At 72.1% G+C, this 12867-nt stretch carries 9 protein-coding genes; 7 read left to right on the forward strand and 2 right to left on the reverse strand.

The features are described from left to right. The first annotated feature begins 388 nt into the window (after nt 1-388). From ACZ5XS_RS13885 to ACZ5XS_RS13900, 4 genes are all read left to right on the forward strand, one after another. Nucleotides 389-2215 carry a gamma-glutamyltransferase family protein gene (locus ACZ5XS_RS13885; RefSeq protein ID WP_468650906.1) on the forward strand — a complete coding sequence of 609 codons (1827 nt, stop codon included), beginning with the start codon at nt 389-391 and terminating at the stop codon, nt 2213-2215. Between the two features lie 166 nt (nt 2216-2381). Then, a complete protein-coding gene (locus ACZ5XS_RS13890) occupies nt 2382-3224 on the forward strand; it encodes an inositol monophosphatase family protein (RefSeq protein WP_468650908.1) in 843 nt (280 codons plus the stop codon). A 116-nt stretch (nt 3225-3340) separates the two neighbouring features. Next, nucleotides 3341-4750, forward strand: coding sequence for a phytoene desaturase family protein (locus ACZ5XS_RS13895; protein ID WP_468650910.1), 1410 nt, complete (start codon nt 3341-3343; stop codon nt 4748-4750). Continuing rightward, nucleotides 4747-5256 (forward strand): O-acetyl-ADP-ribose deacetylase, encoded by a 510-nt coding sequence (locus ACZ5XS_RS13900; protein ID WP_468650912.1) that lies wholly within the window; start codon nt 4747-4749, stop codon nt 5254-5256. The genes ACZ5XS_RS13895 and ACZ5XS_RS13900 overlap by 4 nt, the downstream gene beginning before the upstream one ends. Nucleotides 5257-5319: 63 nt before the next feature. Here the strand turns inward: ACZ5XS_RS13900 and ACZ5XS_RS13905 are convergent, their stop codons facing one another. Beyond that, nucleotides 5320-5829, reverse strand: coding sequence for a MarR family winged helix-turn-helix transcriptional regulator (locus ACZ5XS_RS13905; protein ID WP_468650914.1), 510 nt, complete (start codon nt 5827-5829; stop codon nt 5320-5322). 395 nt (nt 5830-6224) lie between these two features. On the opposite strand from ACZ5XS_RS13905, the gene ACZ5XS_RS13910 reads away from it, so the two are divergent. After that, entirely contained in the window at nt 6225-10133 is a 3909-nt protein-coding gene (locus ACZ5XS_RS13910; RefSeq protein WP_468650915.1) for a glycoside hydrolase family 2 TIM barrel-domain containing protein, read from the forward strand. Between the two features lie 87 nt (nt 10134-10220). Here ACZ5XS_RS13910 and ACZ5XS_RS13915 read toward each other — a convergent pair whose 3' ends face one another. After that, nucleotides 10221-10586 carry an ArsR/SmtB family transcription factor gene (locus ACZ5XS_RS13915; RefSeq protein ID WP_468650917.1) on the reverse strand — a complete coding sequence of 122 codons (366 nt, stop codon included), beginning with the start codon at nt 10584-10586 and terminating at the stop codon, nt 10221-10223. A 159-nt stretch (nt 10587-10745) separates the two neighbouring features. On the opposite strand from ACZ5XS_RS13915, the gene ACZ5XS_RS13920 reads away from it, so the two are divergent. Continuing rightward, a complete protein-coding gene (locus tag ACZ5XS_RS13920; RefSeq protein WP_468650930.1) occupies nt 10746-12236 on the forward strand; it encodes an AlkA N-terminal domain-containing protein in 1491 nt (496 codons plus the stop codon). Nucleotides 12237-12291: 55 nt separating this feature from the next. After that, nucleotides 12292-12777, forward strand: coding sequence for a methylated-DNA--[protein]-cysteine S-methyltransferase (locus ACZ5XS_RS13925; RefSeq protein ID WP_468650919.1), 486 nt, complete (start codon nt 12292-12294; stop codon nt 12775-12777). The last annotated feature ends 90 nt before the right edge of the window (nt 12778-12867 follow it).

Here is a 12867-nt window from a genome sequence, read left to right on the forward strand (position 1 = left end):
TGCGGCAGCCATACCCACGCCCCCCGAGGACATCGTCGAGGCCGCACGGCTGGCGCCGGAGCACGGGTTCCGTGGCTGACGAGCTGCTGAAGCACGTGCGGGCCGACCCCGGTAGTGAGATCGAGTTGTCGTGGGGCGGCCCGGAGCCTGACAAGGAGCGGAAAAAGTTCAGTCTCGTGCCGACGACGAAGTACGGTGACGCGATCGCCGCCAACACGTGGAACACCGAGATCCGGAAGCCCGCTTTGGCCAGAGCAGGCGTCATGAAGCCTTCTGGGGGAGCGGGAGGAGGAGGTCCCTGGCGCAAACTCCCCAGATTCTCCCCAGCACCCGTCCTGAGTGCCCATCGTCCGGGCCGGTACACGTAAACAGCGAGGTGAGAGGCTCTATGTTCACCACCCGCCCCACCCTCCAGGGCACCTTCGGCATGGTGTCCTCCACCCACTGGCTGGCCTCGCAGTCGGCGATGGCGGTGCTGGAGGACGGGGGGAACGCGTATGACGCAGCGGTCGCGGGGGCGTTCGTGCTGCACGTCGTCGAGCCGCATCTGAACGGGCCCGCCGGCGAGGTGCCGATTCTGCTCGCCCCGGCGGGCGGCGAGGTGCGCGTGCTGTGCGGGCAGGGCGTCGCGCCGGGCGGGGCGTCCGTCGTGCACTACCGGGGGCTCGGGCTGGACCTCGTCCCCGGTACCGGGCCGCTCGCCGCAGCCGTCCCCGGTGCCTTCGACGCCTGGATGCTCCTGCTGCGGGACTACGGCACCAAGTCCCTGGCGGACGTGCTGAAGTACGCCATCGGGTACGCCGAACACGGGCACGCGCCCGTGGAGAACGTCGGGGCGACGGTCGAGTGCGTCCGGGAGTTGTTCGAGACGGAATGGACGTCGTCCGCGGAGGTCTACCTGCCGGACGGGAAGGCCCCGCGGCCAGGTGAGCTGCTGCGCAATCCCGCCCTTGCCGCCACCTGGAAGCGGCTGCTCGAAGAGGTCGACGGCGCCGGGGACCGGGACGCGCGGATCGAGGCCGCCCGGGAGGTGTGGCGGAGCGGATTCGTCGCCGAGGCACTGGTGCGGCAGGCGCAGCGGCCCACCATGGACACCAGCGGCGAGCGGCACACCGGTACGCTCACGGCCGCCGATCTCGCCGGCTGGTCCGCCACGTACGAGACGCCGGCGACGTACGACTGGAACGGCTGGACCGTGTGCAAGGCCGGCCCCTGGAGCCAGGGACCGGTCCTCGTTCAGCAGCTCGCCCTGCTGCCGCCCGAGCTGCCCCCCTACGGGTCCGCCGACTACGTCCACCTGCTGATCGAGGGCTGCAAGCTTGCCATGGCCGACCGGGAGGCCTGGTACGGCGACGCGGCCGGGGTCCCACTCGCCGCGCTCCTGTCCCCCGAGTACAACGCGGAGCGGCGGCAGCTCGTCGGTGACAAGGCGTCCCACGAGCTGCGGCCCGGCAGTCCGGGCGGGCGCACTCCGCGGCTGTGCGCTCACGCGCGCGTGGTGACCGGCGAGAGTGCCGGGTCCGTCGCGCTCGGCGTCGGTGAGCCCACCGTCGCCAAACACCCCACGTCCCCGGTACCCGGTGAGCCCGAGGTCGGTGCCGACGGGCTCACCCGGGGCGACACCTGCCACCTCGACGTCGTCGACCGCTGGGGCAACATGGTCGCCGCCACGCCCAGCGGTGGCTGGCTGCAGTCCAACCCGGTCGTGCCCGAGCTGGGCTTCCCGCTCGGCACCCGGCTCCAGATGGCCTGGCTGGAGGAGGGGCTGCCCAACTCCCTCACCCCGGGCCGCCGCCCCCGCACCACGCTCACACCCTCGATCGCCCTGCGTGACGGGGTGCCGGTCATGGCGTTCGGGACGCCCGGCGGGGACCAGCAGGACCAGTGGCAGCTGCACTTCTTCCTCGCGGTCGCGCTGCGGGCCCGGGTCCGGGGCGGACTCGACCTCCAGGGCGCGATCGACGCCCCGAACTGGCACAACGACAGCTTCCCCGGCTCGTTCTACCCGCGCGGCATGCGCCCGGGCAGCGTCACCGTGGAGTCCCGCACGCCCGAGGACGTGGTGGCGCAGCTGCGGCGCCGCGGGCACGACGTGACCGTCGGCGAGCCCTGGTCGGAGGGCCGGCTGTGCGCGGTCGCCCGGGACCCGGAGACCGGGATCCTGTCGGCGGCGGCGAACCCCCGGGGCATGCAGGGGTACGCGGTGGGCCGCTGAACCCGCCCCCGTGTGCCGCCGAACCGGTCGTCGCGGGCCGCCGAACCTGGCCGCCGGGCCGACCACGGGCACCCCGGCGCCCGGCACATCCCGGTGTTCACGGTGATTCCACCCGCGGTGCACCGGCCGGGTGGGGATTGTCAGTGACGCGTGCTCTCATGGAGTCATGATCGAAGAGACGGAAACCATCGACGAGTTTCTCACCCGGCACACGGCGGACGTGGAGGAAGCGGTGCGGAAGGCGGCCGCGGCCGAGATCATGCCGCGCTTCCGCCGGCTCGCCGCGCACGAGGTCGACCAGAAGGCCGGTCCGCACGACCTCGTGACGGACGCCGACCGCAAGGCGGAGCAGTACCTCACCGAGACGCTCGGTGCGCTGCTGCCCGGCTCGGTCGTGGTCGGCGAGGAAGCGGTGCACGCCAACCCGGCTTCCTACGAGGCGATCCAGGGCGACACCCCGGTCTGGATCGTCGACCCGGTCGACGGGACACGGCAGTTCGTGCACGGCGACCCCGGGTTCTGCACCCTGGTGGCACTCGCGCAGGGCGGAGTGCTGCGCGCCTCGTGGACGTATGCGCCGGCCCGCGACCAGCTGGCGACGGCCGTGCGCGGACAGGGCGCGTTCCTCGACGGCGAGCGGCTGCACCCCGGCGCCCCACAAGCAGGCCGTGACCTGCGCATAGCCACCTCCCACCCGGACTACACGACCGACGAGGAGAAGCGCGCGCTGCTCGGTCTGTGGACCGAGGGCGTGGCACCGCGCGCGTGCGGCTCGGCCGGCCTGACGTATCTGGCCGTCGCCCGCGGGGAGTTGGACGCCACCGCCTTCTCGTGGGAGGCGGCCTGGGACCACGCCGCCGGCCTGCTCCTGGTCGAGGAGGCGGGCGGCGCGCACCTGACCCTCACGGGGGAGCCGTTCCGCATCACGGGCCACAACACGCTCCCCTTCACCGCGGCCCGGGACGCGGCCACGGCCCGCCGGGTGGTGGAGCTGCTCACGGCGGGGTAGCACCCGAGGACGCCCGTCGGCCCGTGCGGTGCCCCGCGGGCCGGTGCTGTCGGTCCTGCGTCATATCCTGATCCGTACAGGCCATCGGCTGACGAAGGGGTCCGAAGGTGCCGTCGATGCTCGATGTGGTCGTGGTGGGTGCGGGACCGAACGGACTGACCGCCGCCGTTGAGTTGGCCCGCCGGGGCTTTTCCGTGGCCCTCTTCGAGGCCCGGGACACCGTCGGCGGGGGAGCGCGCACCGAGGAGCTCACCCTCCCCGGCTTCCGCCACGACCCGTGCTCCGCGGCCCACCCCCTCGGCATCAACTCACCCGCGTTCCGCGCCCTGCCCCTGGAGCGCTACGGCCTGGAGTGGCTGCACGCCGACCTGCCGATGGCGAACCCGTTCCCCGACGGCACCGCGGCCGTGCTGGCGCGGTCGGTCGGTGAGACGGCCGCCTCGTTCGGGCCGCGGGACGCGGGAACGTACCGACGGCTGGTCGAGCCCTTCCTGCCCACGTGGGACACCCTGGCCCGTGACTTCATGTCGCTGCCGCTCACCGCGCTGCCCCGGGACCCGGTCACCCTCGCCCGCTTCGGCCTGGTCGGACTGCCCCCGTCGACCTGGCTGATGCGCCGCTTCCGCGACGAGCGGGCCAAGACTTTGTTCGCCGGCCTCGTCGCGCATGTGATGGCCCCGCTCGGCGGCTTCGCCACCGGCGCCGTCGGCCTGGTCTTCGCCCTCGCCGCACACGCCCGCGGCTGGCCCGTGGCCCGCGGCGGCTCGCAGGCCATCTCCGACGCCCTGGCCGCGTATCTGAGGGACCTCGGCGGCACCATCCACACCGACTTCGAGGTCAAGCGCCTCGACGACCTGCCGCCCGCGCGGGCGTACGTCTTCGACACCTCGCCCACCGCGCTGGCCAGGATCGCCGGTTTCGGCCGCTTCTACGAGAGCTACCGGTACGGCCCCGGAGTCTTCAAGATCGACTATGCCCTGGACGGCCCCGTGCCGTGGACCGCGCCGCAGGCGCGCCGGGCCACCACCGTGCAGATCGGCGCGGACAGCGCGGAGATCGGTGCCGCCCTGCGCGCGGCGTCGCGGGAGGGCCGCGCACCCGACCGGCCGTTCATGATCACCGTGCAGCCCAGTCTCGTCGACCCCGGCCGGGCCCCGGCCGGCAAGCACGTCTTCTGGGCGTACGGACATGTCCCCAGCGGCTGGACCGGGGACCTCACCGACGCCATGGAACGCCAACTGGAGCGGTTCGCCCCCGGCTTCCGCGACCGCGTCCTCGCCCGCGCGACCGCCGGACCGGCCCAGCTCATGGCCCGCAACGCCAACTACATCGGCGGTGACATCGCCTCCGGCGCGGTCACCGGACTCCAGATCCTGCTGCGGCCCAAGCTGTCCCTGTTCCCGTACGGCACCCCGCACCCGGCCGTCTTCATCTGCTCCTCGGCCACCCCGCCGGGCCCGGGTGTGCACGGCATGTCGGGGCACAACGCGGCCAAGGCCGTGTGGAGGAGGCTGCGCCGGACATGACCACGATCACGCTCGTCCAGGGCGACATCACCCGGCAGAGCGCCGACGCGATCGTCAACGCGGCGAACTCCTCCCTGCTGGGCGGCTCGGGCGTCGACGGGGCCATCCACCGCCGCGGCGGTCCGGCGATCCTCGAGGACTGCCGCAGACTCCGGGCCTCGCACTACGGCAAGGGCCTGCCGACCGGCCGGGCGGTCGCCACGACCGCCGGTGAACTGGACGCGCGGTGGGTGATCCACACGGTGGGCCCGCGCTACTCCCCCGAGGAGGACCGCTCGCAGCTGCTGGCCTCCTGCTACCGGGAGTCGCTGAGAACCGCCGACGAGCTGGGCGCCCGTACGGTCGCGTTCCCGGCCGTCTCCGCGGGCGTCTACGGCTGGCCGATGGACGACGCCGCCCGGATCGCGGTGGAGACGGTACGGGCGACGGCCACGGCGGTCGAGGAGGTCAGGTTCGTCCTCTTCGACCAGCGGGCGTACCAGGCGTTCGCCGGGCACGTGCGATGAGCGGCTGATCGGCGACTGCGCACCGGCCCCGCTTTCTCGCCGCCGCCGTCGACGGCGCCGAGGTCAGGACTCCGGCGCCGGACGCGTGGCGCGGGTGCGCGGCCGTGATGCGGCCAGCCCGGACTCCACGGAGGTGAGCAGGGCGAGGGCCGCGTCGAGGTGGGTGGCGTCGTGGCCGGCGGCCGTGGAGACGGCCGTGGCCCATTCGCGGCGGACCAGGGCGTAGTTGGTGCGGCCGTGGTCGGTGGTGTGGACGGTGACGCCGCGTCCGTCGCCCGGGTCGGCACGTCGCTCGATGAGCCCCTTCTGTTCGAGGCCGCGCAGGACGGTGGAGAGGTTGGTGCGCTGCAGCCCGGTCGCGGTGGCGATCCGGCTCGGCGGAGCGGCGTGGTCGTGCTGCAGGTGGCGCATCACCATGCCCTCCGACGGTGACAGGGGAACGGCCCGCTCGTCGGCGTATCCGCGGAACTGCACCTCCCGGCTGATGATCAGCACCAGGTCGGCCAGTTCGGCCCACCGCTCCTCGTCGTCCGGTTCGGCCGCCGGTCCCGTCTTCTGCACGTGATCCTCCACGGCTCCAGGGTACGGGTCGGTCGCCCGGTGGTTATGAGGACATACTCACCATGCTGCCGCAGTCCGTACCGCGCCTGCCGTCGATGCCCCGCGGCAGGCCCTCCTGTCGTCCATTGCCGCCGCCCAGCCGCGCTTCACCGAGACCGCGCCCGCCTCGGCTCCCGTCGCCGGGGTCCGAACCGCGCCGCAGCCCCGCCGAGCATGCCGGACTGCCGGGTGGCTCAACAGGACCGCACAAAGTCCGACAGGATCATTGCTTCGATTGTGTGCGAGTTTTAGGGTTTCCCTGGCTCACAAGTTGCCCCCGTTGTCAGCAGTCCTGTCCTGACCCACCTGACCCACCTGACGCACCCTCAGTCCGCGCACCCCCAGTCGCACCGAGGAAGGCCACGGTCATGCCGCACCCGCACCCGCACTCGCAACCGCACCCGAACGCGCACGTGTTCAGCCGCCGCCGTCTGCTGGAGGGAGGAGCCGCCGTTCTCGGCGCGCTCGCCCTGTCCGCGGCGCCCGTCACCGCCTCGGCGGCCGGCCGGCCCTCGGCGGCGGCGGACGCCTTACCCGAGTGGAACGGCAACATCGCCGTCTTCCGGCTGGGCACCGAGCCCCCGCACACCACGCTCATGCCGTACGCCGACGTCAGACAGGCCCTGGCCGGTGACCGCACCCGCTCGCCGTACCGGCTGAGCCTCGACGGCACCTGGAAGTTCGCCTACGCCGACCGCCCCGACGACCGGGGTGCCGACTTCCACCGCACCGACCTCGACGACAGCGACTGGGACACCATCCCCGTCCCCTCCGCATGGCAGCTGCACGGCTACGACCGCCCGATCTACGTCAACATCACCTATCCGTGGTGGGGCCCCAACGGCCAGGGCGAGGAGGCGCAGCCACCCGCCGCCCCCACCCGCCACAACCCCGTCGGCCAGTACCGGCGCACCTTCACCGTGCCGCGCGACTGGGACGGCCGGCGAACGTTCCTGCACTTCGAAGGGGTCAAGTCAGCCCACTACGTCTGGATCAACGGGGAGCTGGTCGGCTACCACGAGGACTCCTACGACCCCGCCGAGTACGACATCACCGAGCACCTCAAGCCGGGCCCCAACCAGATCGCCGTCGAGGTCTACCGCTACTCCGACGGAGACTGGCTGGAGGACCAGGACATGATCCGGCTGAGCGGCATCTTCCGCTCGGTCTACCTGTACTCCACGCCCGCCGTGCACCTGCGTGACTTCAAGCTGGACACCCCGCTGAGCGACGACCACCGGGCGGCCGAGCTGTCGGTGACGGCCGGCGTCCGGGACTACGGCGGCAAGGGCGGCGGTCAGTACTCCGTCGAGACCCAGCTGTACGACGCCGACGGGCATCCGGTCTGGCCCCGGCCCTTGAAGCAGGCCGTCGCGCTCGGCTCCGGCGACGAGACGACCGTGCAGGCGGCGAAGGCCGTGCCCGCGCCCCGCCTGTGGTCGGCCGAGCACCCGTACCTCTACACCGCCGTGCTCCGCCTGCGCGACCCGGCCGGCAAGGTGGTCGAAACCCTCTCCCACCGGGTCGGCCTGCGCGAGTTCGCGCTCAAGGACGGTCTGATGCGCATCAACGGCAAGCCGGTCTCCTTCCGGGGCACCAACCGCCACGAGATGCACCCGGTCCACGGCTCCGCCCTCACCCGGGCGGACATGATCGAGGACATCGGCGTCATCAAGCGGCTGAACATCAACACCGTCCGCACCTCGCACTACCCCAACAACCCGCTGTGGCTGGAACTCGCCGACGAGTACGGCCTGTACCTCGTCGACGAGACCAACCTCGAGACCCACGGCATCCGCGACGAGTACCCGGGCAACCATGCGGACTGGACCGAGGCGTGCGTGGCCCGCGCCCAGAACATGGTCCACCGCGACAAGAACCACGCCTCGGTGGTCATCTGGTCGCTCGGCAACGAGGCGGGCGGCGGCACCACCTTCAACGCCATGTACGACTGGATCCGCTCCTACGACCCCACCCGCGTCATCCAGTACGAGGGCGACGACCGCCCCGGCATGAGCGACATCCGCTCCGAGATGTACGACAGCCCCTCCCGCGTCGAGGCACGGGCGAAGGACACCGCCGACACCCGGCCGTACGTGATGATCGAGTACTCCCACGGGATGGGGAACTCCAACGGCAACTTCAAGAAGTACTGGGACATCGTCCGCCGCTACGACGTCCTGCAGGGCGGCTGGATCTGGGACTTCGCCGACCAGGCCCTGAGCTGGCCCACACCGACACGCAAGCTGCTCACCGAGTCCGGGCCCGCCGCGCTGAGCGGCGAGGTCATCGCCCCCAGTGGCACCTTCGCCCGCGGCCAGGGCGTCAGCGGCGGCACCGTCTTCGCCCGCGACGCGAGCCTCGACCTGACCGGCTCGCTGACCCTGGAGGCCTGGGTCACCCCCCGCTTCACCGGCGGCCACCAGCCGCTCCTCGCCAAGGGCGACACCCAGTACGCCCTGAAGCAGACCGACAAAACCCTGGAGTTCTTCATCCACGGCGGCGGCCAGTGGGTCACCGCGAGCTGGGCGCTGCCGGACGGCTGGACCGGCCGCGAGCACCACGTCGCGGGTGTCTTCGACGCCGAGGCCGGCACGCTGACCCTGTACGTCGACGGCCTGGCCCGGGCCACCCGCACCACCACCCGGCGGCCCGCCGTCAACACCGCGCCGCTGGCCCTGGCCACCGACGTCGACAACCCGACCCGCGAGTTCAGCGGCACCATCCGGCGGGCACGCGTCTACGCCCGGGCGCTGAGCGCCGCCGACCTGGCCTCCGACAGCCGTGGCCCCGACGACGACGGCGTGCGGTTCTGGTTCGACGCGGCCACCGTCGGACTCACCGAGAAGCGGCCCCGCGACAAGACGTTCTACGCCTACGGCGGCGACTGGGGCGACAACCCCAACGACGGGGCCTTCGCCGGCGACGGCATCGTCACCGCCGACCGCGCCGGCACCGGCAAGTCCGTCGAGGTCAAGCAGATCTACCAGGCGATCAACGCCACGCCCGCCTCCGGCGACACCGTCACCTCGGGCCGGGTCACCCTCACCAACGAGTACCTGTTCACCAACGTCCGCGAGTTCGACGGCCGTTGGTTGCTCGTCGCCGACGGCAAGGTCGTCCAGCGCGGCAGGCTGAGCCGCGACCAGCTGGACGTCCCGCCACTGACCAGCAAGGACATCACGGTTCCGGTGAGGGTCCCGGCGAAGGCGGCGCCCGGCACGGAGTACTTCCTGCACCTCTCCTTCACCACCAAGGAGCCCACGATGTGGGCGAAGGCCGGCTTCGAGGTGGCCAAGCAGCAACTCGCCGTCGCCGCCGACAGCCCGGCCGTGACGCCCGTGCCCCTTCAGAGCGTGCCGGCACTGCGCCACGAGGTGGGCGAGAAGGCCGTCACCGTCCGGGGCAGGGGATTCTCCGTCACCGTCGACAAGAGCAGCGGCACCATCACCTCGTACGAGGTCCGGGGGGTCCGCCTGATCACCTCGGGACCGGTGCCGAACTTCTGGCGGGCGCCCACCGACAACGACCGGGGCAACGGCCAGCACACCCGCAACCAGACCTGGCGTGACGCGGGCGCGAACCGCGAGGTGACGGACGTGAGCGTGCGCGCCCTGCGGGACCGGGCCGTCGAGATCAAGGTCGCCGGCACCCTGCCGACGACCACCGCATCGACGTACACCACCACGTACACGGTCTTCGGCAACGGTGAGATCAAGGTCGACAACACCCTGCATCCGGGTGCGGCGAGCCTGCCCTACATCCCCGAGGTCGGCACCCTGCTGTTCCTGCCGAGGCGCCTGGACCGCCTGCACTACTACGGCCGCGGTCCCGAGGAGAACCAGTGGGACCGCAACAACGGCACCGACGTCGGCCTGTACTCCGGCACGGTCGCCGGGCAGTGGACGTCCTACCTGCGCCCGCAGGAGAACGGCAACAAGACCGACGTCCGCTGGGCCGCACTGACCGGCCGCGACGGGACCGGACTGCTCGTCTGCGGCGAACCGCTCCTGGAGGTCAACGCCTCGCACCTCACCCCGGAGGACCTGTCGGTCGGGGCCCGCCACGACTACCAGCTCACGCCACGCGACGAGGTCGTACTGCGCCTGAACCACCGGCAGATGGGCGTAGGCGGCGACAACAGCTGGGGCGCGCACACGCACGACGAGTACAAGCTGTTCGCGAACCGCGACTACGCGTACACCTACCGGCTGCGTCCCCTGACCGACGTCGACGAGGCGATGGCTGTGTCGCGGCGGCCGACGGCGACGCAGTAGCGTCGGACGGGTGAGGTCCCAGGGTCACCCCGGACCCCGGGGCCTCCCCGCATCGCCCACGTCACTCACCACCGGCGCCCCGGAGCATCACTCGGCGGCGTCACTGAGGCCGAGGCGCAGATGCTCCACGTGGTAGACGGCTTGGTCGAGCAACTCGGCGACATGGTGGTCGTGCAGCGCGTACACCACCGACCGGCCGCGGCGTTCGCCCACGACCAGGCCCAGGTTGCGCAGCAGCCGCAGCTGGTGCGAGCACGCCGACTGCTCCATGCCCACCGCCGCCGCCAACTCCGTCGCCGGCAGCGGGCCTTCGCGCAGCCGCGCCAGGATCAGCAGCCGGGAGGGCGTCGACAGGGCCTGGAGCGTGGTGGCCACCTTGGCGACGTTGGCCGCGTCCAGGCGTACCCGCTCGGCGGCGTCCTGCGCGGCGGTGACGACGGCTCCATGACCCATGGCCGTATCTTACTCACCGCACGGAAATCAGATGAATGGACCTTCATGTAATGACGTGACCGGGGTGATCCGGCCCGGCCCAGGACAGCCGAGGTCGATGTCGGATTCTCGCCAGCCCTGGTCCCGCCCCTGGACGATGCTGGACCCATGCAGATGGGGATGCACACCGACACCGAGCGCTGCGTACGCGCAGTGCGGTCCAAGGACGCCCGCTTCGACGGCTGGTTCTTCACGGCCGTCCTCACGACCCGGATCTACTGCCGGCCGAGCTGCCCGGTGGTGCCGCCCAAGCCCGAGAACATGACCTTCTATCCGAGCGCGGCGGCCTGTCAGCAGGCGGGCTTCCGGGCCTGCAAGCGCTGCCGGCCCGACACCAGCCCCGGCTCCCCGGAGTGGAACCAGCGTGCCGACCTCGTGGCCCGCGCCATGCGCCTGGTCGCCGACGGCGTCGTGGACCGCGAGGGCGTGCCCGGGCTCGCCGCCCGGCTCGGCTACAGCACCCGGCAGGTCGAACGCCAGCTCTTCGCCGAACTGGGCGCGGGCCCGCTCGCCCTCGCCCGCGCCCAGCGCGCCCAGACGGCCAGGATCCTCATCGAGACGACCCCGCTCCCGATGGCGGAGATCGCCTTCGCCGCCGGTTTCGCGTCCATCCGGACCTTCAACGACACCGTGCGCGAGGTCTTCGCCCTCTCGCCCAGCGAACTGCGCGACCGGCTGCCGAAGAAGAACGCCGGGACGATCACCGGGGGTGCCGGGGGCACCCCCGGTGCCCTCACCCTCCGCCTCCCCTTCCGCACGCCCCTCAACCCGGACAACCTCTTCGGCCACCTCGCCGCGACCGCCGTCCCGGGCGTCGAGGAGTGGCGGGACGGCGCCTACCGGCGCACCCTCCGGCTGCCCTACGGCCACGGCATCGTGGCCCTCACCCCGCGGCCGGACCACATCGCCTGCCGCCTCACCCTCAGCGACCTGCGCGACCTGACCGTCGCCATCAGCCGCTGCCGCCGCCTGCTCGACCTGGACGCCGACCCGGTCGCCGTGGACGGCCAGCTGCGCACGGATCCGCTGCTCGCCCCGCTGATCGACAAGGCCCCCGGCCGTCGCGTGCCGCGCACGGTCGACGAGGCGGAGTTCGCCGTACGCGCGGTCCTGGGCCAGCAGGTCTCCACGGCGGCGGCCCGCACGCACGCGGCCCGCCTGGTGACCGCGCACGGCGACCCGGTGGACGACCCGGAGGGCGGCCTCACGCACCTCTTCCCGGCACCCGAGGCGCTTGCCGCGGTGGACCCCGCGGCGCTGGCGATGCCCCGGACGCGCCGGACCACGTTCACCACGCTGGTGGCCCAACTCGCCCAAGGATCACTGAACCTGGGGGTGGAGACCGACTGGACGGAAACCCGCGCCCGACTGCTGGCCCTGCCCGGCTTCGGCCCCTGGACGGTCGACGTCATCGCGATGCGCGCCCTCGGCGACCCGGACGCCTTCCTCCCCACCGACCTCGGAATCCGGCGCGCCGCCCAGGAGTTGGGGCTGCCCTCGACCCCGGCGGCGCTCACGGCCCGCGCGGCGGTCTGGCGGCCCTGGCGGGCGTACGCGGTCCAGTACCTGTGGGCGACGGACAGCCACCCGATCAACTTCCTGCCCGTATAAGGGTGCACAGCGTGACAAGAGTGACAAGGGATACAAAGGACGAAGGGACACCTCAGTGAAGCGGCACACCGTGATCGACAGCCCGTACGGCCCTCTCACCCTGGTCGCCGACGACGGCGTCCTCTGCGGCCTCTACATGACCGGCCAACGCCACCGCCCACCGGAGGAGACCTTCGGCGACCGCGACGACCTGCCGGCCTTCGCCGAGGCCGCAGACCAGCTGAAGGCGTACTTCGCGGGCGAACTGAAGCAGTTCACCCTCGAACTGCGCCTGCACGGGACCCCGTTCCAGCGCAGCGTCTGGGACCAGCTCCGGAAGATCCCGTACGGCGAGACCCGCTCGTACGGCGACCTGGCCGGCATCCTCGGCAACCCCACCGCCTCCCGCGCGGTCGGCCTCGCCAACGGCAGGAACCCGGTCGGCATCATCGTGCCCTGCCACCGTGTCGTCGGCGCGAACGGCAGCCTCACCGGCTACGGCGGCGGCCTGGACCGCAAGCAGCGCCTCCTGGACTTCGAGAACGGGCCGGCGCTGTTCTAGTGTCCTGCGCCAGTAGTTGATCGTTAGTTGTGGTGTGACTTCTGCTGCTGGTGCGTCAGTTCCTCGTCGGGGCCCGAAGCTGGAGCCGTT

The organism is Streptomyces sp. NPDC033131 (assembly GCF_055578365.1).